Annotated in this window: 17 protein-coding genes; 9 read left to right on the top strand and 8 right to left on the bottom strand. The window is 53.3% G+C overall.

Going from position 1 to position 21457, the window contains the following annotated elements; genetic code table 11:
* The first annotated feature begins 2 nt into the window (after positions 1 to 2).
* From ABRZ28_RS12165 to ABRZ28_RS12145, 5 genes are read left to right on the top strand one after another with little or no spacing between them, the layout of a single operon-like run.
* Entirely contained in the window at positions 3 to 1631 is a 1629-nt protein-coding gene (locus ABRZ28_RS12165) for an OPT/YSL family transporter (RefSeq protein WP_319602760.1), read from the top strand.
* Positions 1632 to 1677: 46 nt separating this feature from the next.
* Complete coding sequence (locus ABRZ28_RS12160) at positions 1678 to 2607, top strand: DUF1177 domain-containing protein (protein WP_330520363.1); 930 nt, start codon at positions 1678 to 1680, stop codon at positions 2605 to 2607.
* A gap of 11 nt (positions 2608 to 2618) precedes the next feature.
* Complete coding sequence (locus tag ABRZ28_RS12155) at positions 2619 to 3293, top strand: AroM family protein (RefSeq protein ID WP_330520362.1); 675 nt, start codon at positions 2619 to 2621, stop codon at positions 3291 to 3293.
* Positions 3294 to 3312: 19 nt separating this feature from the next.
* Positions 3313 to 4008, top strand: a complete 696-nt coding sequence (gene pepE, locus ABRZ28_RS12150; protein WP_330520361.1) for a dipeptidase PepE — start codon at positions 3313 to 3315, stop codon at positions 4006 to 4008.
* 34 nt (positions 4009 to 4042) lie between these two features.
* Positions 4043 to 4690 (top strand): aspartate/glutamate racemase family protein, encoded by a 648-nt coding sequence (locus ABRZ28_RS12145; protein ID WP_330520360.1) that lies wholly within the window; start codon positions 4043 to 4045, stop codon positions 4688 to 4690.
* 116 nt (positions 4691 to 4806) lie between these two features.
* Here ABRZ28_RS12145 and ihfB read toward each other — a convergent pair whose 3' ends face one another.
* The 5 genes from ihfB to serC all read right to left on the bottom strand — a co-directional run bounded on the left by ihfB (position 4807) and on the right by serC (position 10497).
* Positions 4807 to 5091, bottom strand: coding sequence for an integration host factor subunit beta (gene ihfB, locus ABRZ28_RS12140; RefSeq protein ID WP_009113215.1), 285 nt, complete (start codon positions 5089 to 5091; stop codon positions 4807 to 4809).
* An 85-nt stretch (positions 5092 to 5176) separates the two neighbouring features.
* On the bottom strand, positions 5177 to 6850 hold the full coding sequence (gene rpsA, locus ABRZ28_RS12135) for a 30S ribosomal protein S1 (protein WP_319602941.1): 1674 nt from the start codon (positions 6848 to 6850) through the stop codon (positions 5177 to 5179).
* 120 nt (positions 6851 to 6970) lie between these two features.
* Entirely contained in the window at positions 6971 to 7648 is a 678-nt protein-coding gene (gene cmk / locus ABRZ28_RS12130) for a (d)CMP kinase (RefSeq protein WP_330520359.1), read from the bottom strand.
* 191 nt (positions 7649 to 7839) lie between these two features.
* On the bottom strand, positions 7840 to 9129 hold the full coding sequence (aroA, locus tag ABRZ28_RS12125; RefSeq protein WP_330520358.1) for a 3-phosphoshikimate 1-carboxyvinyltransferase: 1290 nt from the start codon (positions 9127 to 9129) through the stop codon (positions 7840 to 7842).
* 282 nt (positions 9130 to 9411) lie between these two features.
* Positions 9412 to 10497 (bottom strand): 3-phosphoserine/phosphohydroxythreonine transaminase, encoded by a 1086-nt coding sequence (gene serC / locus ABRZ28_RS12120; protein ID WP_319602767.1) that lies wholly within the window; start codon positions 10495 to 10497, stop codon positions 9412 to 9414.
* 249 nt (positions 10498 to 10746) lie between these two features.
* Here serC and ycaO point away from each other — a divergent pair, with 249 nt between their 5' ends.
* The 4 genes from ycaO to pflA all read left to right on the top strand — a co-directional run bounded on the left by ycaO (position 10747) and on the right by pflA (position 17160).
* Positions 10747 to 12510 carry a 30S ribosomal protein S12 methylthiotransferase accessory factor YcaO gene (gene ycaO / locus ABRZ28_RS12115; RefSeq protein WP_330520357.1) on the top strand — a complete coding sequence of 588 codons (1764 nt, stop codon included), beginning with the start codon at positions 10747 to 10749 and terminating at the stop codon, positions 12508 to 12510.
* Positions 12511 to 12958: 448 nt separating this feature from the next.
* Positions 12959 to 13816, top strand: a complete 858-nt coding sequence (gene focA, locus ABRZ28_RS12110; protein ID WP_319602769.1) for a formate transporter FocA — start codon at positions 12959 to 12961, stop codon at positions 13814 to 13816.
* A gap of 56 nt (positions 13817 to 13872) precedes the next feature.
* Positions 13873 to 16158, top strand: coding sequence for a formate C-acetyltransferase (gene pflB / locus ABRZ28_RS12105; protein ID WP_319602770.1), 2286 nt, complete (start codon positions 13873 to 13875; stop codon positions 16156 to 16158).
* Between the two features lie 261 nt (positions 16159 to 16419).
* Positions 16420 to 17160 (top strand): pyruvate formate lyase 1-activating protein, encoded by a 741-nt coding sequence (pflA, locus tag ABRZ28_RS12100; RefSeq protein ID WP_319602771.1) that lies wholly within the window; start codon positions 16420 to 16422, stop codon positions 17158 to 17160.
* A gap of 72 nt (positions 17161 to 17232) precedes the next feature.
* Here the strand turns inward: pflA and ABRZ28_RS12095 are convergent, their stop codons facing one another.
* The 3 genes from ABRZ28_RS12095 to ABRZ28_RS12085 all read right to left on the bottom strand — a co-directional run bounded on the left by ABRZ28_RS12095 (position 17233) and on the right by ABRZ28_RS12085 (position 21451).
* Positions 17233 to 18384 (bottom strand): MFS transporter, encoded by a 1152-nt coding sequence (locus ABRZ28_RS12095; protein WP_319602772.1) that lies wholly within the window; start codon positions 18382 to 18384, stop codon positions 17233 to 17235.
* A 322-nt stretch (positions 18385 to 18706) separates the two neighbouring features.
* Positions 18707 to 20002, bottom strand: coding sequence for a serine--tRNA ligase (gene serS, locus ABRZ28_RS12090; protein ID WP_319602773.1), 1296 nt, complete (start codon positions 20000 to 20002; stop codon positions 18707 to 18709).
* 105 nt (positions 20003 to 20107) lie between these two features.
* On the bottom strand, positions 20108 to 21451 hold the full coding sequence (locus tag ABRZ28_RS12085; RefSeq protein WP_330520356.1) for a replication-associated recombination protein A: 1344 nt from the start codon (positions 21449 to 21451) through the stop codon (positions 20108 to 20110).
* Positions 21452 to 21457: the final 6 nt, after the last annotated feature.

Genomic DNA, 21457 nt, shown 5'->3' with positions numbered 1-21457 from the left:
CCATGTCAGATCATTCATCCCTCCACCAGCAGCAGGGGAAAGAGAAACAACGACATCACAGCTGTTTTAATCCACTGACGTTGGTGTTTCTCGTTATTTTGAGTCTGTTTGGCGCGGTCATCGGCATTCAGCTATTGACCACGCTGGGGGTGACCCCCAATACCTCGATTATCGGCGCGTTGATAGCCATGATCATTGCCCGAATTCCGCTACAGCTGTTGCGCCGCTTCCGTTCGATTCACGTTCAGAATCTGGCTCAGTCTGCGATCTCATCCGCGACCTTTGGCGCGGCCAATAGCCTGTTGCTGCCGATCGGCGTGATCTGGCTGTTCGGCAGACCCGACCTGGTGCTTCCGGTGTTTATCGGCGTCGCGCTGGCCATGCTGCTGGACGCCTACCTGCTTTACCGCATGTTTAATACGTCGATATTTCCGGCTAGCGGCACCTGGCCGCCCGGCGTGGCGGCGGCAGAATCGATCAAGGCCGGCGATCAGGGCGGCAGTCAGGCCGCTATTCTCAGCGCCGGCGTGACCATTGGCGCCATCGGTTCCTGGTTTAAATTACCGATGTCCGCACTGGGTACGGCTTTTATCGGCAATATCTGGGCGCTGACGATGTTTGGCGTCGGCCTGCTGTTGCGTGGCTATAGCCAGCCTATTTTGGGCGTCGATATTAATAAAAATTACATTCCTCACGGCATGATGATCGGCGCCGGTATTGTCGCGCTTTTTCAGGTTATCGCGCTGATTCGCGGCCGGAAAAACACCCAGACCACCTTATCAGCCGACGCGCTCAAAGCCGCCAATGACGACCGCCGGCACATTCTGAGCGCCATCCGTTTGGGCGCGATTGGTTATATTGTCCTGGCGATGCTGATTGCGGCAGGCAGCGGACTGTACAGCGAAATGTCGGTGGGCATGTTGGCGGCGTTCATTGCCTACGCCGCCTTTGCCGCCTTTATTCATGAGCTGATTGTCGGACTGGCGGCGATGCATTCCGGCTGGTTCCCGGCCTTCGCCGTGGCGCTGATTACGCTGATCATCGGCATGATGATCGGCTTCCCGCTGGTGGGACTCGCCGTTCTGTGCGCTTTTTCCGTCGCCACCGGCCCGGCCTTCGCCGATATGGGTTACGACCTGAAAGCCGGCTTCATCCTGCGCAACAACGGCGCGGATGCCGCCTTTGAATTGGAAGGCCGTCGTCAGCAGCTGTTTGCCGCGCTGATTGCCTTCCTTGTCGCCATTCCGGTGGTCTACTTCTCCTATCAAAGCTACTTCCAGAATAATTTGGTTCCGCCTGTCGCCAAGGTGTATGTGGCGACCATTCAGGCCGGCGTGTCCAGGGATATCGCCGCCTCGCTGATGATCTGGGCGGTGCCGGGCGCGCTGATTCAATGGCTGGGAGGCTCCCGGCGCCAGTTGGGCGTGCTGCTGGCTACCGGGCTGCTGATCGCCAACCCGCTGGCCGGCTGGGCCGTACTGCTGGGGATTGCGCTACGCTTACTGATTATCAAGATCGGCGGAGAAAAAATGCGTAACCGGATGGAGGTTTTCGCCGCCGGTTTGATTGCCGGAGACGCGATATTTAATTTCTTCAGTTCCATTTTTTCCAGCAAAATCAGCGGGAAATAACCATAACCCTCTATACGTTGTATAACTAATTAAATGAGAGAGTAAGATGAGTCTTTTACAAACGTTACAGGCATTCGAAGCCCTTGATAGCGCCGCCGCCAGCGGAAAAACCGTCGTTGAACTGCTGTCCGCCTACCCGGCCGTCGACGTCAGCGTTACGGAGTTCAAAGGGGAAAAAGGGAAAACGGATTTCGTTAAAATCGTGATCCCCGGCAGCGACGGCAAGCGCAAAGGCGGTCAAGCCCGCACAATCGGCATTGTGGGCCGATTAGGCGGTATCGGCGCGCGTCCCGAACGCATCGGTCTGGTGTCCGACGGCGATGGCGCCGTCGCGGCGATTGCCGCCGCATTAAAACTGGCCCATATGCAAACGCAAGGCGATACGCTGCCGGGCGATGTGATTATCACCACGCATATCTGTCCCGACGCGCCGACCCGCCCGCACGAACCGGTAGACTTCATGGACTCGCCGGTAGATACCGAAGACATGAACGCGCAGGAAGTGATACCGGAAATGGACGCGGTGCTGTCTATTGATACCACCAAAGGCAACCGTATTATCAATCATAAGGGATATGCCATTTCTCCCACGGTGAAACAGGGTTACATTCTACGCATCTCCGAAGATTTACTGCGCATTATGGAAATGACCAGCGGCAGAGCGCCGGTCACCTTCCCGATCACCACACAGGATATTACGCCTTACGGCAACGGCGTATTTCATCTGAACAGCATCCTGCAACCGTCCATCGCCACCAGCGCGCCGGTGGTCGGCGTGGCCATCACCACAGAAAGCGCCGTCCCCGGTTGCGGAACCGGCGCCAGCCATGAGGTCGATATCGCGGCGACGGCGAAATTCGTGGTGGAAGTCGCCAAGGAATTTACCCGCAATACCTGCCAGTTCTTCGACCAGGCGGAATATGATCGTCTGATCGAACTCTATGGCTCGCTGGCCCATTTGCAAAAACGCCAATAAAGGAGATGACGATGCCTCTGCTCGGTACCTTAACGATTGGTCAGGCTCCTCGCGCCGATATTACGCCCATACTGACGTCGCTTCTGCCGGCCGGAACCCGCTGTATCCATGCCGGAGTGCTGGACGGTTTAGATCAGGCGGCCATTGAGCGGCAATTCGCGCCGCAACCGGATGAGGCGCTATTGACCAGTCGGCTGCTGGATGGCAGCGCCGTTATTCTGGGTAAAAACGCCGTAGATCAGGCGGTGCGACAGAAGCTGCTCGAACTGGAGCAACAGGGCTGCACGCTGATCCTCTTGCTTTGCACCGGCGAGTTTCACGGCCTCAGTTGCCGGCAGTCCTGGCTGATTGAACCGGACAGGCTGGTGCCGCCCGTCGCCGCGACGCTTATCGGCCAACGCCGGGCCGGCATCCTCGTGCCGTTGGAAAAACAGATAGTCAGCGAAGGGAAAAAATGGCGCGATATGCAACATCCGCCCGTTTACGCGGCGGTATCGCCCTATAACGGTAGTCAGGATGAATTGGTGCGGGCGGCGCTTTCGTTAAAAGAGCGGCAGGCAGACGTCATCATTATGGATTGTATGGGGTATACCGAGCGGCACCGGACGCTGGTGGCCGAGGCCGCCGGCTTGCCGGTATTGCTCGCCAATGCGCTTATCGCCCGCCTGGTCGCCGGGCTAATTTAATCAAGACGGGAAATATCGAATGCAACTATTACTGCTCAGTAATTCAAGCCTGCCGGGGCAAGGCTATCTGCAACATGCGCAGGATGCGATCCGCGCCGCGGTTAAGACGCGCAAGCACGCGCTGTTTATTCCTTTTGCCGGCGTGACGATAAGCTGGGACGACTACACGAAAAAAGTGCGCCAGGCGCTATCCGCCATCGATATCGCCATCACACCGGTTCACACCGCGGCAGATCCTCGCCAGGCCGTAATCAATGCCGATATCATCATCGTCGGCGGCGGAAATACCTTTAATCTGCTGAAATGTTGCCGCGAACGCGGGTTGCTGACGGCAATCCGTCAGCGCGTTCAACAGGGAGCGGCCTATATCGGCTGGAGCGCAGGAGCCAACCTCGCCTGCCCGACCATCTGCACCACCAACGACATGCCCATTACCGACCCGCAAGGATTTGATGCGCTGCGCCTGATCGATTTTCAGATCAATCCGCATTACACCAATCAACTCCCTGTCGGACATCAGGGCGAAACGCGCAATCAGCGCTTAGCCGAGCTGCTAATAGCGCAACCCGATATCACCATCGTGGGCCTGCCCGAAGGCGACTGGCTGACGGTTGACGATAAACGAATCCGTCTGGACGGCCCCCACCCGGCCACCTTGTTCAGGGCGCAGCAAGCGCCGGAAACGCTGGATTGCGGCGAGATCCGGTTATCATAAATTCAGATGCTTACGCTTCTCAGGAGAGACCATCATGACGCTCGGCATTATTCGCGTACTCACTACGCAGGATCGGTCGCTGCTTGAAGAGCACGGACGCCTTTTACAGCAGGAATATGGTTTGCCATCCATAAGCCGCTGCATTCCCGATCAATACCACGGTATTTTCGATCGCGACAGCGAGACCGTCGCGGTTCCCAAGATCATTGCGCTCGGCCAGTCTTATCAGCAGCAAGGATGCCGTGCCATCTTTCTGAGCTGCGCCGCCGATCCGGGGTTGGAACAGCTTCGTCAGTCCGTCGCAATACCGGTGATCGCCGCAGGCAGCGCCTGCGCCCGCATCGCCGCCAATATTGGCTTGCCCGTCGCGGTTATCGGCATCGGCAGTCAGGCGCCCGCGCCCTTTCGCCGGCTGTTGGGAGAAGATGTCGCTTATGCGCGACCGGATGGCGTGACGCAAACGACCGATTTGCTTACCCCGGAAGGCAAAGAAAGCGCATTTGCCTGTGCGCAACAACTCTACCGCGACGGCGCAAAAGTGATCGCCTTTTCCTGCACCGGGCTATCGACTATCGCGCTGGCGCCGCGTATCAGGAAAGAAATAGGCTGCGTAGCCATTGATGCCGTCAGCGCCGCGGGGATGTTCGCCGTCGAGTGGTTAGGCGCGCCGCCAGCGTCTTGATACCGACGCTTTTCGCATAAGCGGGTACTCGCAATAGACATAAAAAATGGCACCTTTTCAGGTGCCATTTTATCAATCATCTTGCAGGCAAAACTACGGTAACCCTAAAGGCTGAATCAACCGTAGATATTGGCGCGGTCACGCAATTCCTTACCCGGCTTGAAGTGAGGGACATACTTGCCTTCCAACTCAACTTTCTCGCCCGTTTTCGGATTACGCCCAACGCGTGGTGCACGGTAGTGAAGTGAAAAACTGCCGAACCCACGGATCTCAATGCGATCACCTTCGGCCAATGTTGTGGCCATCTGCTCAAGCATCTCTTTCACTGCATCCTCAACCGTTTTGGCCGGGATATGAGATTGCTGTCCAGCAAGTCTTTCAATAAGTTCAGACTTGGTCATGGTTCCTCCAAGTGCGTGGGAAATCGCCACGATAACTTACTACCGTTTCAAGAGTGAGCAACCGGGGTTGCCCACTCCACCGTTATTACTCGCCTTTCGCTGCTTTGAAAGCTTCAGCCATAGCGCTGGAGAAGTTACCTTCTTCCTGCTTGTTGTTAACAGAAGCGATAGCGTCTTTCTCGTCGGCTTCGTCCTTGGCACGAACGGACAGGCTGACAACGCGGTTTTTACGATCAACACCGGTGTATTTCGCTTCAACGCTGTCGCCAACGTTCAATACCAGCGTTGCATCTTCAATGCGGTCGCGAGAAGCTTCAGAAGCGCGCAGATAACCTTCGACGCCGTCAGCTAATTCAACTGTAGCACCTTTGGCGTCAACTGCCGTAACTTTACCAGTAACAATAGCACCTTTCTTGTTCAGAGACAGGTAGTTATTGAACGGGTCTTCAGCCAGTTGCTTCACGCCCAGGGAGATACGTTCGCGTTCTGCGTCAACCTGCAATACAACAGCGGCGATTTCATCACCTTTCTTGTATTCGCGCACGGCTTCTTCGCCAGCCACGTTCCAGGAGATGTCGGACAGGTGAACCAGACCGTCGATGCCGCCATCCAGACCGATGAAGATACCGAAATCAGTGATGGATTTGATCTTGCCTTCAACGCGGTCGCCTTTGTTGTGGGTTTCAGCAAATTGCTGCCACGGATTGGCTTTGCATTGTTTCAGACCCAGGGAGATACGACGACGTTCTTCGTCGATATCCAGAACCATAACTTCCACTACGTCGCCAACGTTGACAACTTTGGACGGATGGATGTTTTTGTTGGTCCAATCCATTTCTGAAACGTGTACCAGACCTTCAACGCCTTCTTCGATTTCAACGAAGCAGCCGTAGTCGGTCAGATTGGTTACGCGGCCAGTCAGACGAGTGCTTTCCGGATAACGTTTCGCGATAGCAACCCATGGATCTTCGCCCAGTTGTTTCAGGCCCAGGGAAACACGCGTACGTTCGCGGTCGAATTTCAGCACTTTAACAGTGATTTCGTCGCCCACATTGACGATTTCGCTCGGATGTTTAACACGTTTCCAAGCCATATCAGTGATATGCAGCAGGCCGTCGACGCCGCCCAGATCAACGAATGCACCGTAGTCGGTAAGGTTCTTGACGATACCTTTGACTTCCATGCCTTCTTGCAGGTTTTCCAGCAATTGATCGCGTTCAGCGCTGTTTTCGGATTCGATAACCGCACGGCGGGAAACCACAACGTTGTTGCGTTTCTGATCCAGCTTGATCACTTTGAACTCAAGCTCTTTGCCTTCCAGATGCAACGTATCGCGGACCGGACGAACGTCTACCAGAGAACCTGGCAGGAACGCGCGAATGCCGTTCAGCTCAACGGTGAAGCCGCCTTTAACCTTACCGTTGATAACGCCGGTAACAGTCGCAGCTTCTTCGTAAGCTTTTTCCAGCATCAGCCATGCTTCATGACGTTTAGCTTTTTCACGAGACAGCAGGGTTTCGCCGAAGCCGTCTTCAACAGCGTCCAGCGCTACGTCTACTTCATCGCCGACCTGGATTTCCAGTTCGCCCTGGGCATTTTTAAATTGCTCTACCGGAATAGCTGATTCAGATTTCAAACCGGCGTCAACCAGCACAACATCTTTATCAATAGCAACAACAACACCACGAACGATGGAACCAGGACGGGTTTCGATTTCTTTCAGGGATTCTTCAAAGAGTTGAGCAAAAGATTCTGTCATGTTGATAATCTTAGGAGTCTTCAATTTAACGTCCATCTGGCATCCTGCTCGATGGGGTTGTTTAACATGCCCCGCTGTTCGTCCTTACAGCGAGGTAAAAATTCATTGGTTTATATATGACTAAGCGAGCGCTTTACGGGCATATGCCAGCGCTCGGGCAATCACTTCATCAATCGTCATTTCCGTTGAATCCAGCACCAGCGCGTCAGCTGCCGGCACCAGCGGTGCAACGGGTCGATTACGATCGCGCTCATCGCGTTCTTTTATCTCAGACAAAAGACGTTCAAAGTTAACACTAAAACCCCGCGCTTGCAACTGTAGCATACGTCGCTGCGCGCGTTCCTCCGCGCTGGCGTCGAGGAAAATCTTTACCGGCGCATCCGGGAACACCACCGTTCCCATATCACGGCCGTCGGCGATCAGTCCCGGCGCTTCACGAAATGCGCGCTGCCGCCGCAATAACGCTTCACGAACGCGGGGGAAAGCCGCTGCCTGCGAGGCGGTATTGCCGACGTCTTCGGTGCGGATCTCGTTACTGACGTCCTCGCCTTCTAAAATCACCTTTAGCTGCCCGTCGTCGGAAATAAAACGCACGTCCAGGTGGGAGGCCAAAGGAACCAGCGCTTCTTCCAATTGAATATCCACCTGATGGTGCAAGGCCGCCAGAGCCAGAACACGGTAGATCGCCCCGGAGTCCAGCAAATTCCATTGTAGTGCTTCCGCCAGCGCCTTACACAACGTCCCTTTTCCCGCGCCACTCGGTCCGTCAACCGTAATTACCGGTGCAGTCACCGTCATTTCTCTCTCCTGTACACAAGGAATTCCGTTGATGTCATTCACGACATTACGATGCCTCATTATACGCATCAACGATAAGAAACGTCATGTTAATGCCGGACTGAAAAGGAAAAATAAGACATCGCCTGATAGGCGAGAACGGATTTTGGCAAGCAGAGACGCGGCGAACGCCGCGCCTTGATGACGCATGACTAGGCCAATTCGCTCAGTCGGGCAAGCTGTTCAAAATAATCAGGGAAGGTTTTGGCGGTACACTTTGGATCCAGGATCGTAACGGGCGTGTCCGATAACGCGACCAGCGAAAAACACATCGCCATACGGTGGTCATTATAGGTTTCAATGGCAGCGGACGTCAGATGAGCGGGCGGCGTGATACGAATATAGTCTTCCCCCTCCTCGACCTGCGCGCCGACTTTTCGCAGCTCGGCGGCCATCGCGGTAAGACGATCGGTCTCTTTTACCCGCCAGTTATAAATATTGCGCAACGTGGTGGTTCCGCCTTGCGCAAACAGCGCCGTCGTCGCAATCGTCATGGCGGCGTCGGGAATATGGTTCATATCCATATCAATCGCGTGCAGTTCGCCGCGCTGACATTCGATATAATCATCGCCCCAGCGGATCCTGGCGCCCATTTTTTCCAACACGTCGGCAAAGCGGATATCGCCCTGAACGCTGGCGCGCCCCACGCCGGTGACACGGATCGTCCCCCCTCTGATGGCTCCCGCCGCCAGGAAATAAGATGCGGAAGAGGCATCGCCTTCCACCAGATAATCGCCGGGGGAACGGTATTGCTGACGACCGGAGACGTAGAACTGCTGGTAATTGTCGTTGCGCACTTGCACACCAAACGTTTCCATCATGTTCAGCGTGATATCGATATAAGGTTTGGAGACCAAATCACCCTGAATGCGAATATGGCTATCCTGAGGAGCCAACGGCGCCGCCATCAATAACGCGGTCAAAAACTGGCTGGAAACGCTGCCGTCGACGCTGATTTCACCGCCCTGAAAGCCGCCGTGCAGGCGCAAAGGCGGATAATTTTCCTGCTCCAGGTAATCCACTTTCGCGCCGCCCTGACGCAGGGAATCAACCAGATGGCCGATCGGACGCTCCTTCATCCGGGGTTCTCCCGTCAGAATAATATCGCCCTCGGTCAGGCATAACGCCGCAGCCAGCGGGCGCATGGCCGTGCCGGCATTGCCCAGAAACAGTTCAAGCGGTTTCTGCGCGCGCAACGCGCCGCCTGACCCAATGATTTCACACTGGGTGCGGCTGGCGGAAAGGTGATAAGTCACGCCCAAGGCCTGGAGCGCATTCAGCATATGGCGGACATCATCGCTATCGAGCAGATTCGTCAGCCGCGTTGTCCCTTCAGACAAGGCTGCCAGCAAAAGCGCACGATTCGACACGCTTTTTGAACCGGGGAGATTAATCGTGCCGTTAATTAATTTAACCGGCTGTAGGGTCAGGGATTCCTGCATGTGAAACTTATTCTCCAAACGTGAACACAGAAACCCCGGTTATACCGGGGTTTCTGTGGTTGATGACAAACCTTTCCAAACCCGTCATTCCCGCGAAAGCGGGAATCAGCCAATGGAGGTTTACGGTTTCAGTAGGCGATTCCCGCCTACTACCGCGGGAATGACTGCGTGTAGCGGAGGATGACAATGTCATATTATAGGCTTTGTCAACAGTCTGAGAAACCCCGGTTATACCGGGGTTTCTGTATCAATTGCCAATAACCGATTTTTTACCGCCAGCCATCAGCCGTGGCGGCGCTCGAAATCCGCCATAAAGTCGGTCAACGCTTTAACGCCTTCCAGCGGCATGGCGTTATAGATAGACGCGCGCATCCCACCGACGGCACGGTGTCCTTTCAACGCGTGCAGACCGGCCGCCTGCGCTTCTTCAAGGAAGACTTTGTCCAGCTCGGCGTTAGCCAGCAGGAAAGGCACATTCATGCGGGAGCGGCTTGTCACGGCCACATCATTGCTATAGAAGCTGCTGTTATCAATCGCGCGATAAAGCAGGTCGGCCTTGTCCTGATTGCGTTTTTCCATTTCAACCAGGCCGCCCTGTTCTTTCAGCCATTTAAACACCATGCCGGACAGATACCAGGCAAAGGTCGGCGGCGTGTTAAACATGGAACCATTGTCGGCCAGAATCTGATAATCAAGGATAGAGGGCAACTCACGGCGCGCTTTACCCAGTAAATCGTCACGGACAATCACCAGCGTCAGCCCTGCCGGACCCACGTTCTTCTGCGCGCCTGCATAGATCACGCCATAGCGGCTGACATCAATGGGACGGGATAAAATACTGGAAGAGAAGTCGGCCACCACGACTTTATCGCCGAAATCAGGCTCTTCTTCGATCGCCAGGCCGTCAATGGTTTCGTTAGGGCAATAGTGAACAAAAGCGGAATCATCGGACAGCACCCATTCGCTCATCGGTTTTACGCTGCGCAAGCCATCCACCCGCGTTTTCACATCCACGACATTCGGGGTACAGTATTTTTCCGCTTCTTTAACGGCGCTGTGCGCCCAGTAACCGCCGTCGATATAATCGGCCTGCGTTTTATCGCCCAACAGATTGAGCGGTACCGCTGCGAACTGCGCGCGGGCGCCGCCGTGACAGAAAAGCACTTTATAATTGGAAGGGATTTTCAGTAAATCGCGCAGATCCTGCTCGGACTCGGCGGCAACCTGCATAAATTCTTTACTGCGATGGCTGATTTCCATTACCGATGTACCCAGTCCATGCCAATTGCACAGTTCCTGTTCAGCCCGACGTAATACTTCAACCGGCAGCATGGCTGGACCGGCGCTAAAATTAAAAACCTGAGTCATTTCCCCTCACCACATCTAAAAAAAACAGCGATTATTCTATCACAGTGGTTCAAGACGCACTGTTTTACCCTGCTATCGGTTTTATCACTCGACACCCATGGCTGCAATGCTTATTGCGTTTTGCTCCACAAAACCTCTGATGAGCGATGACATCCCATCCATGTTATCAAGCTGTTATAGAATGAATAGAGTCTGCGCCGAAAAGCCCGTATCATGCACCTCTTATTCAAACCTGCAAAAGTGAAAACCATGACTCAAACCTTCATCCCAGGCAAAGACGCCGCCCTGGAAGACTCCATCGCCCGTTTTCAACAACAACTGCAAAATCTGGGGTTCAACATCGAAGAAGCCTCATGGTTAAACCCTGTTCCTAACGTCTGGTCCGTCCATATTCGCGATCGTGATTGCCCGCTTTGTTTCACCAATGGCAAAGGCGCCAGTAAAAAAGCCGCGCTGGCCTCGGCGCTGGGCGAGTATTTTGAACGTTTGTCGACCAACTATTTCTTTGCGGATTTCTATCTTGGCAAAGCCGTCGCACAAAGCGATTTCGTGCATTATCCCAATGAAAAATGGTTTCCCATTCCGGCGGACGACACGCTGCCCGACGGGATTCTGGATGCGCGCCTGCGTGAATTTTACGATGCGGAAAAAGAACTCGCCGCCAGCGATTTGATCGATCTGCAATCAGGCAATGCCGCTCGTGGTATCTGCGCGCTGCCGTTCATCCGCCAGTCCGATTTGCAGGCGGTCTACATTCCCATGAACATTATCGGCAATCTGTACGTATCCAACGGGATGTCCGCGGGGAATACGCCTAATGAGGCTCGCGTCCAGGGGCTGTCCGAAGTATTTGAACGCAGTATCAAGAATCGGATTATCGCGGAATCAATCAGTCTGCCGGAGATTCCGCAGGCGGTGTTGAATCGCTATCCGGGCGTAGTGGAAGCCATTGCCACGCTGGAAGAAGAAGGTTTTCCCATCTTCGCTTACGATGCCTCTCTCGGCGGTCGATATCCGGTCATCTGTGTTGTGCTGTTTAATCCGGCGAACGGCACCTGTTTCGCTTCATTCGGCGCGCACCCGGATTTCGGCGTAGCGCTGGAGCGTACGGTAACCGAACTCCTGCAAGGCCGCGGGCTGAAAGATCTGGATGTTTTCACCCCGCCGACTTTTGATGTGGACGAAGTTGCGGAACATGCCAATCTGGAAACCCACTTTATCGACTCCAGCGGTCTGATTTCCTGGGATATGTTCAAGCGTCAGGCTGATTATGCGTTTGTAGACTGGAGCTTCAGCGGTACGACGGAAGAGGAATTCGCCACACTGATGGCCATTTTCCGGCAGGAAGATAAAGAAGTGTACATTGCCGACTATCAGCACCTCGCCGTTTACGCCTGCCGTATTCTGGTTCCCGGCATGTCCGATATCTATCCTGCTGAAGATCTGCTGTTAGCCAATAACAGTATGGGCGCGCATCTGCGCGAAACGCTGTTGGCGTTACCGGATAGTCAGTGGGAAAAAGAAGCGTATCTTGCCCTGTTGCAGCAACTGGATGATGAAGGCTTTGATGATTTCACGCGGGTACGCGAACTGCTCGGCATCGCCACCGGTAAAGATAATGGCTGGTTCACGTTGCGCATCGGCGAGTTGAAATCGATGCTGGCGCTGGCAGGCGGCGATTTGGAACAGGCGTTGACCTGGGCGGAATGGACGCAGGATTTCAACGGTTCGGTCTTCAACCCGCAGCGCAGCAATTATTACCGCTGTTTGCAAACGCTCTTGCAACTGGCGCTGGAGCCGGAACGCGATCCCGCCGAGTATTACGACGCCTTCGTCAAAATGTACGGGCGTGAAGCGGTAGACGCCGCCAGCGCGGCAATCGCCGGCGAACAAAGTTTCTACGGACTCTTTGCCATCGACGACGCATTTACCGCCCTACCGGCTCATCAGGCATTGTTGACGGCCTATGAGAAGCTACAACGCGCGAAAAGCCGCGACTGGCAGGCAAAATAGCATCGACGGACACCAGGTCTATTCGCCTGGCTATTTTTCAAGATCGCAGGACGATAGGCCGTTTTCCTGAATCAGCGCAACAATAACCCTTCATTCAAAGGGTTATTGTGCTTTGAAAATAATGCTGTTCCGATACGCGGACAAAATAAAACTCACTTGTTACTAAATGGTAAAAAAATGATTAAATTACATCAAAAATAGCGCACTTAAATTCTACAAGGCATGATATTAATTAACGATGATTCAGCCTGCGCGCCCCATGAAATTCAAATAATTTTATAATATTTAAAATATTTTTTATTATAAAAATCAATGAGATAACAGGAAAAACCCGAATATTGCACCACCATACCCCCGGGTTAGTTTCGCGCAATATGATCCATGTCAAATTTTGCTTTATACCGCTTTGCTAGTATCTCGACGCTGATAAATTTTAAGGAGAGTTAGTGTGAAAGCTGACAACCCCTTCACTCTGCTATTACCGGCAGCAATGGCGAAAGTCGCTGAAGACGCCGGTGTCTATAAAGCAACAAAAAAACCGTGGGTAACGTTTTATTTGGCAATCACCGCGGGCGTTTTTATCTCGATTGCATTCGTCTTCTATATTACCGCCACCACCGGCACGGCCACGATACCCTTCGGTATCGCCAAACTCATCGGTGGTATTTGCTTCTCGCTGGGGTTAATGCTGGTCGTCGTTTGCGGCGCGGATTTATTCACTTCCACCGTGCTGACCGTCATCGCCAAAGCCAGTGGACGTATAACCTGGAAACAGCTAGCCTGTAATTGGGTCAATGTTTATATCGGCAACCTGGTTGGCGCGCTTTTCTTTGTCGCCCTGATTTGGTTCTCCGGCGAGCACATGGTCGCCAATGGCGCATGGGGACTCAATATTCTGCAAACCGCCGAGCACAAGCTTGAACATACATTTATCGAAGCTCTGTGCCTGGGGATTTTAGCAAACCTGATGGTATGCCTGGCCGTGTGGATGAGTTATTCCGGCCATAGTCTGACTGACAAGATGTTTGCGATGATTTTACCGGTCGGCATGTTTGTCGCCAGTGGTTTCGAACACAGTATCGCCAACATGTTTATGATCCCAATGGGCATTGTAATCAAAAACTTCGCGACGCCGGAATTCTGGCAGGCGATTGAAATGGCGCCCTCCCAGTTTGAACATTTAACGATTAGCCACTTTATTAACGATAATCTGATTCCAGTTACCATAGGAAACATTATTGGCGGTGGCTTTTTAGTAGGTTTAACATACTGGGTAATTTATTTGCGCGGCGGAGACAAGCACTAACGTGCAATCAGCCGCAACGTCGGATTTAAAAAATCCATATCAAAGGTAGGTGTAAAATGACCGATCTGAATGAAAAATTGGCCAACGCATGGCAAGGCTTTAGCAAAGGTGAATGGCAGGATGGAGTTAACGTTCGTGACTTCATTCAGAAAAACTACACGCCGTATGAAGGTGACGAATCCTTCCTGTCTGGCGCCACAGCAGCGACTACTGCGCTGTGGGATAAGGTTATGGAAGGCGTTAAGCTGGAAAACCGCACTCATGCGCCGGTAGATTTCGATACCAACCTGGCATCGACCATCACCTCTCACGATGCCGGCTATATCAACAAGAGCCTGGAAAAAATCGTAGGTCTTCAGACCGATGCTCCGTTGAAACGTGCGCTGATCCCATTCGGCGGTATCAAAATGATTGAAGGTTCCTGTAAAGCGTATAACCGCGAACTGGACCCTCAGTTGAAAAAAATCTTTACCGAATACCGTAAAACCCATAACCAGGGCGTATTCGACGTTTATACGCCGGATATCCTGCGCTGCCGTAAATCCGGCGTGCTGACCGGTCTGCCGGATGCCTACGGCCGCGGCCGTATCATCGGTGACTACCGTCGCGTTGCGCTGTACGGTATCGACTACCTGATGAAAGATAAATTCGCCCAGTTCACCTCTCTGCAATCTAAACTGGAAGACGGTGAAGATCTGGAAGGCACTATCCGCCTGCGCGAAGAAATCGCCGAACAACACCGCGCGCTTGGTCAACTGAAAGAAATGGCCGCCAAATACGGCTGCGATATCTCTCGTCCGGCCGCTAATGCGCAAGAAGCGGTACAGTGGACTTACTTCGGCTACCTGGCCGCGGTGAAATCGCAAAACGGCGCCGCCATGTCCTTCGGTCGTGTTTCTACGTTCCTGGACATCTACGTCGAACGCGATCTGGCCGCCGGCAAAATCAATGAAGAACAAGCTCAGGAACTGATTGACCACCTGGTCATGAAGCTGCGTATGGTTCGTTTCCTGCGTACGCCTGAATATGACGAACTGTTCTCCGGCGACCCGATTTGGGCGACCGAATCCCTGGGCGGTATGGGCCTGGACGGCCGTACGCTGGTTACCAAAAACAGCTTCCGTTTCCTGAACACCCTGTACACCATGGGGCCGTCTCCGGAACCGAACATGACCATTCTGTGGTCTGAAAAACTGCCGTTGAACTTCAAAAAATTCGCGGCGAAAGTGTCCATCGACACTTCTTCATTGCAGTATGAAAACGATGACCTGATGCGTCCTGATTTCAACAGCGACGATTACGCCATTGCCTGCTGCGTGAGCCCGATGGTTGTGGGTAAACAAATGCAGTTCTTCGGCGCCCGCGCCAACCTGGCTAAAACCATGCTGTATGCCATCAACGGCGGCGTGGATGAAAAAATGAAGATGCAGGTCGGCCCGAAATCCGCACCGATCAAGAGCGAATACCTGGACTTCGACGAAGTTCTGGAACGTATGGACCACTTCATGGATTGGCTGGCCAAACAGTACGTCACCGCGCTGAACGTCATCCACTACATGCATGACAAATACAGCTACGAAGCCGTACTGATGGCGCTGCATGACCGTGACGTCTATCGCACCATGGCTTGTGGTATCGCCGGTCTGTCCGTTGCCGCCGACTCCCTGTCCGCCATCAAATACGCCAAAGTTAAACCTATCCGTGACGAAGACGGCCTGGCTGTCGACTTTGACATCGAAGGCGAATACCCGCAGTTCGGCAACAACGACCCGCGCGTTGATGAACTGGCATGCGACCTGGTTGAACGCTTCATGAAGAAAATTCAGAAGCTGCATACTTACCGTGGCGCGGTACCGACCCAGTCTGTTCTTACCATCACTTCCAACGTGGTATACGGTAAGAAAACCGGTAATACGCCTGACGGTCGTCGTGCCGGCGCGCCGTTCGGACCTGGTGCCAACCCAATGCACGGCCGTGACCAGAAAGGTGCTGTCGCCTCTCTGACTTCCGTTGCCAAACTGCCGTTCGCCTACGCGAAAGATGGTATCTCTTATACCTTCTCTATCGTTCCGAATGCGCTGGGTAAAGATGACGATGTGCGTAAAGCCAACCTTGCCGGTCTGATGGATGGTTACTTCCACCATGAAACCGCCAATATTGAAGGTGGTCAGCATCTGAACGTCAACGTTATGAATCGCGAAATGCTGCTTGATGCGATGGAAAACCCGGAAAAATATCCGCAGTTAACCATCCGCGTATCCGGCTACGCAGTGCGTTTCAACTCGCTGACTAAAGAACAGCAGCAGGATGTGATTACCCGTACTTTCACTCAGTCAATCTAATTTCCCTGACTGTTTGAAAAGGCGTAAAATAGAGGCTCCACGTATGTGGAGCCTTTTTCTCGCCCGCATAACGTTAAAATCGTCGCATTAAAATCTGTTTTGCCAGCCCGCTATAGCACGGTAGATGGCTGGCAAAACAGATTCGCAGCATCAGCCGGACGATGTTTTCTTCACTCACCGTGATAAACATAGCGTCCGTTCTCTTATGACTGCGCTTACAAAGACCGCTATTGTTCGGTCAAACCTGGAGAAAACCCTGCAATGTCAGTAATTGGTCGCATCCACTCTTTCGAATCCTGCGGTACCGTCGATGGCCCCGGAATTCGTTTTATCGTGTTCTTTCAAGGTTGCCTTATGCGCTGCCTGTACTGCCACAATCGGGATACCTGGGATACGCATGCCGGTAAGGAAATTACGGTAGAAGAGCTAATGAAAGAGGTGGTGACTTATCGCCATTTCATGAACGCATCAGGCGGCGGCGTCACCGCTTCCGGCGGGGAAGCCATTTTACAGGCCGAATTCGTACGTGACTGGTTCCGCGCTTGTCACGCGGAAGGCATCAATACCTGTCTGGATACCAACGGATTTGTTCGTCGTTATGAACCGGTGATTGATGAACTTCTGGACGTCAGCGATCTGGTCATGCTTGACCTGAAGCAGATGAACGATGACATTCATCAGAATCTGGTGGGGGTTTCTAACCACCGCACCCTCGATTTTGCCCGTTATCTGGCAAAACGCAACCAGCGTACCTGGATACGTTACGTTGTTGTTCCCGGCTGGTCTGATGACGATAAATCCGCGCACATGCTCGGTGAGTTCACCAAGGATATGTCAAATATCGAGAAAATAGAATTGCTCCCCTACCATGAGTTGGGTAAACACAAATGGATTGCGATGGGAGAGGAATACAAACTGGATGGCGTGAAGCCGCCGAAAGCCGACACGATGGATCGCGTAAAATCCATCCTGGAAGGTTACGGACACAAAGTAATGTATTGATGCGTTAGGCGACAAGCATCCGACCAAAATAAACCGGCCAGCGAAAACGCTGGCCGGTTTATTATTATGTCCTCAGGCGGTAGCCAGAGGTTTCGGATGGTGACCGGCCTTCTTCAACAAAATGACCAGATAACAGAGCGACACTAACGCAATAAGCACGAACAACAGGCGATCGGAATAGGTTTGCATCAAGATCGCCGCCAGGCTGGGGCCGACCAGGCTGCCTAGCGTATAGCTCAGCAGCAGCGCCTGATTCATCGCCACCAGTTCATCCGGCCGAACTTTTTCGCACGCCCAGGACATCGCGACGGGATACAGCGTAAAGCCGGAGCATCCCAAAATAAATAAAGCCGGCGCCATTGCATAATGACTAACGCTCAGCATGGCAAGACAGCCGACAATCACAGCGAAAGTCAGCACCCGCAAAACCAGCAGGCGTCCATAGCGGTCAGCCATGCGTCCGACAGGCCACTGGCCGACAATACCCGCGCTGATCAGCAGCGCCATCCAATACCCTACTCTCGCGTCGCTCATTCCCTGATGAGAAAGATAGAGCGGCATTAATCCATATAGCGATCCCAAAATGACGCCGGAAATCACGCAGCCATGTACGCCTAAACGCGCCTGGCGATCGACCAGCATCTTCCAGACATGCACTTTGCGTTCTTGTGTCACCGGCCCCGGAATATGCGCAAACAGTAACGGCAGCATCCCCAGGATGATCAACGCCACGGCCCAGGGCAAAACACTCAGCAATTCGGTCGACACCACGCCAAGCAATAACTGCCCGACGACGCTGCCAATGTAATAGGCCATCATATAGGACGCTAAAAGCCGTCCGCGGTGCGAGGGAGAACCGCTGCAGAGTAATGCGCTTTCAACCACAACCCAAATTAACGCGCAACCGATGCCGGCCAGAAAACGCCAGAATAACCAACTCCATAAATCGACGGAAATGCCCAATCCAATCGTCGCGACGCCGAATAACAATGCGGCGCAATAATAACTGCGATTAAATCCGTAATGCTTGATTAACTTGCCGGCCAATAATGTCCCAACCAGATTCCCGCTGAAATAAGATGACCCAACGAGCCCAACCTGCCAGGTAGGAAGTTGCTGATAACTTAGCCAAATTGGCACCAATGTATTCAACACGGCGATACAAATCGTCAACAGCAAAAGGCCGCAGAGCAATAACAGCACTGGGCGAGAGTAAGCAGACATAATGAAATGGTTAACCATGCAACCGGAAAGAATGAGCGCATCATGCCACTGCGTATTTAAAAGTCAATCCAGGTTTATTCGGATAAAAAATGTTTATTTCCGCATTGATTTAAATAATTAATCAAACAGAATTACAAAGTAATAAGCAGGAATGAGAGACCATATCTACCTCAATGATTTTAAATAGATTTCATTAAAGAGATAACGTCGAGGTACCTTTTGGGAGGTAAAAAGATCGCGTTCTTGATTAAAAAATATTGCCGTGTCTTTTTATAAAAAAAAGCGCCGTCAGGCGCTTTTTTTAGGGGACAAAACACGGGTATCAGCCGATAAATTCCAGGCCGCCCATATAGGGCCGCAGCACTTCGGGTACTTCAATCCGCCCATCGGCCTGCTGATAGTTTTCCAACACCGCGACCAGCGTACGGCCTACCGCCAGACCGGAGCCATTCAGCGTATGGACCAGACGGGTTTTCTTATCGCTCTTACTGCGGCAACGCGCCTGCATACGTCGAGCCTGGAAATCCCACATGTTGGAACAGGAAGAGATCTCGCGGTACGTATCCTGCGCCGGCAACCAGACTTCCAGATCGTAGGTTTTACAGGAGCCGAATCCCATATCTCCGGTACACAGCAGCACTTTACGATACGGCAGTTTCAGCAACTGCAACACGGTTTCAGCTTGCGAGGTTAATTCCTCCAGCGCCTGCATGGAATCTTCCGGCCGTACAATCTGTACCAGCTCGACTTTGTCGAACTGGTGCATACGAATCAGACCGCGCGTGTCACGGCCGTAAGAACCGGCTTCCGAACGGAAACAGGGCGTGTGCGCCGTCATTTTCAGGGGAAGCGACTCTTCTTCCAGAATCTCGTCGCGCACCAGATTCGTCAGCGGGACTTCAGCAGTAGGGATCAAAGCATAGTTGCTGGTATCCGCCTCTTCGCTTAATGGTTTGGTGTGGAATAGATCTTCGCCGAATTTCGGCAGTTGTCCGGTACCGTACAGCGTCTCATGGTTAACCAGGTAAGGCACATAGGTTTCCTGGTAACCGTGCTGCTGGGTATGTAAATCCAGCATAAATTGAGACAGCGCACGATGCAGGCGCGCGACCTGTCCTTTCATGACGACAAAGCGGGCGCCTGCCAGCTTGACGCCGGCGGCAAAATCAACCCCGGCGGCCATCTCGCCGAGTTCCACATGATCGCGTACCTTGAAATCAAACTGGCGAGGCTCGCCCCAGCGGCTAACCTCTTGGTTGTCATTCTCATCTTTACCAAGAGGAACCGCGTCATCCGGCAAATTGGGAATAGCCAGAGCTATATCGCGGATCTCGGCTTGCAATTGATCCAATTCTGATTTGGCGGCATCCAGTTTTTCACCCAACGCGTTAACTTCGCGGCGCAACGGTTCAATATCTTCACCACGGGCTTTGGCTGCGCCAATCTCTTTCGATCGGGAATTACGTTCCGCCTGTAGATTTTCGGTTTCTACCTGTAAAACTTTACGGCGTTCTTCCTGCTTGCGCAGCGTATCAACGTCCAGTGTAAAGCCTCTACGAGCCTGTAGTTTTTCGGCGACTGCGTCTAGCTCGTTACGCAGTAAATTGGGATCGAGCATGCTAATCCTGTGCTTATGATTATCAAATGGAATGTTGTCGTACACGGCGCATGTTACACGGCCGGGAGTCAGAAATACCTCGCTAACCTTACCGCAACGCTTAGTTCAGCGGTAGCGTTTTGTCGGGCTATTTTGATCCTGAGCGGCGAGCCAGGCGAGCTTTTCGCCAATTTTTCCCTCAAGCCCGCGCGGCGACGGCGTATAGTACTGCACGTCCGTCATCTCGGGCGGGAAATAGCTCTCACCGGCCGCGTAAGCATTGGGTTCATCATGGGCGTAACGATACTCCGCTCCCAACCCCATCTCTTTCATCAGGCGAGTGGGCGCGTTACGCAGATGTTCCGGTACGTCATAATCGGGCTTTTCACGCGCGTCATGCAAGGCCGCCTTGAACGCCGTATACACCGCATTGCTTTTCGGCGCGCAGGCCAGATACACAATCGCCTGGGCAATCGCCCGCTCGCCCTCGGCAGGACCGACGCGGGTAAAGCAGTCCCAGGCGGCGATGGCCACCTGCATGCCGCGAGGATCGGCATTGCCGACATCCTCGGAAGCGATGGCCAGCAAACGACGGGCGACATAGAGCGGGTCGCCCCCTGCGGTGATGATGCGCGCGTACCAGTACAGCGCGGCATCGGGCGCTGAGCCTCGCACCGATTTATGCAGCGCGGAGATCAGATCGTAATAGCGATCGCCTTTGTTATCAAAGCGGGCGCTGCGCTCTCCGGACACTTCCTTAAGCAGCTCCGGCGTTAGGGTGCGGATGCCCTTTGCGTCAACCTCAGCCATATCCGCCATCATTTCAAGACTGTTCAAGGCTCTGCGGGCATCGCCATTCACCAGCTCAGCAAGCATCCGCCGGGTCTCATCCGTCAATACGATATTCTGAGCGCCATATCCCCGCTCCTTGTCATTCATCGCCTGTTGCAGCACTAGCTCAATATCCGCCGCGGTCAACGCCTTCAGCAAATAGACGCGGGCGCGGGACAACAGCGCCGAGTTGAGTTCGAAAGAGGGGTTTTCGGTGGTCGCGCCGATAAATGTTATGGTGCCGTCTTCAATATGCGGTAAAAACGCATCCTGCTGACTTTTATTGAAGCGGTGAACTTCATCGACAAACAAGATCGTCCGGCGCCCGGCATGACGATTTTGTCTCGCCCGTTCGATGGCCTCGCGTATCTCTTTGATTCCCGACGTCACCGCCGAAATACGCTCAACGTCAGCCTGACCGTAATGGCCGATTAATTCTGCCAGCGTCGTTTTCCCTGTTCCTGGCGGTCCCCACAAAATCATGGAGTGGAGTTGGCCGGCGACAATCGCTCGCGGCAAGGGTTTGCCGGCGCCGAGAATATGCTGCTGACCAATATATTGATCCAACGTGGCCGGCCGCATACGCGCGGCCAGCGGCTGGAACTCATTACGGGAAAAATCAAGTGACAGATTACTCACCTGGAC

The organism is Brenneria sp. g21c3 (genome assembly GCF_040240345.1).
Taxonomy (GTDB): domain Bacteria; phylum Pseudomonadota; class Gammaproteobacteria; order Enterobacterales; family Enterobacteriaceae; genus Brenneria.
The sequence above is the reverse complement of the archived record's forward strand: the minus strand, read 5'-3'. Positions and strand labels throughout refer to the sequence as shown.

Excerpts from the sequence above, each read along its gene's own strand:
- serS (WP_319602773.1), bottom strand. The coding sequence starts at position 20,002 with ATGCTCGATCCCAATTTACTGCGTAACGAGCTAGACGCAGTCGCCGAA.
- aroA (WP_330520358.1), bottom strand. The coding sequence starts at position 9,129 with ATGCAGGAATCCCTGACCCTACAGCCGGTTAAATTAATTAACGGCACG.
- pflA (WP_319602771.1), top strand. The coding sequence starts at position 16,420 with ATGTCAGTAATTGGTCGCATCCACTCTTTCGAATCCTGCGGTACCGTC.
- ihfB (WP_009113215.1), bottom strand. The coding sequence starts at position 5,091 with ATGACCAAGTCTGAACTTATTGAAAGACTTGCTGGACAGCAATCTCAT.
- ycaO (WP_330520357.1), top strand. The coding sequence starts at position 10,747 with ATGACTCAAACCTTCATCCCAGGCAAAGACGCCGCCCTGGAAGACTCC.
- rpsA (WP_319602941.1), bottom strand. The coding sequence starts at position 6,850 with ATGACAGAATCTTTTGCTCAACTCTTTGAAGAATCCCTGAAAGAAATC.
- ABRZ28_RS12145 (WP_330520360.1), top strand. The coding sequence starts at position 4,043 with ATGACGCTCGGCATTATTCGCGTACTCACTACGCAGGATCGGTCGCTG.
- ABRZ28_RS12095 (WP_319602772.1), bottom strand. The coding sequence starts at position 18,384 with ATGTCTGCTTACTCTCGCCCAGTGCTGTTATTGCTCTGCGGCCTTTTG.
- ABRZ28_RS12155 (WP_330520362.1), top strand. The coding sequence starts at position 2,619 with ATGCCTCTGCTCGGTACCTTAACGATTGGTCAGGCTCCTCGCGCCGAT.
- serC (WP_319602767.1), bottom strand. The coding sequence starts at position 10,497 with ATGACTCAGGTTTTTAATTTTAGCGCCGGTCCAGCCATGCTGCCGGTT.
- pepE (WP_330520361.1), top strand. The coding sequence starts at position 3,313 with ATGCAACTATTACTGCTCAGTAATTCAAGCCTGCCGGGGCAAGGCTAT.
- pflB (WP_319602770.1), top strand. The coding sequence starts at position 13,873 with ATGACCGATCTGAATGAAAAATTGGCCAACGCATGGCAAGGCTTTAGC.
- ABRZ28_RS12160 (WP_330520363.1), top strand. The coding sequence starts at position 1,678 with ATGAGTCTTTTACAAACGTTACAGGCATTCGAAGCCCTTGATAGCGCC.
- cmk (WP_330520359.1), bottom strand. The coding sequence starts at position 7,648 with ATGACGGTGACTGCACCGGTAATTACGGTTGACGGACCGAGTGGCGCG.
- ABRZ28_RS12165 (WP_319602760.1), top strand. The coding sequence starts at position 3 with ATGTCAGATCATTCATCCCTCCACCAGCAGCAGGGGAAAGAGAAACAA.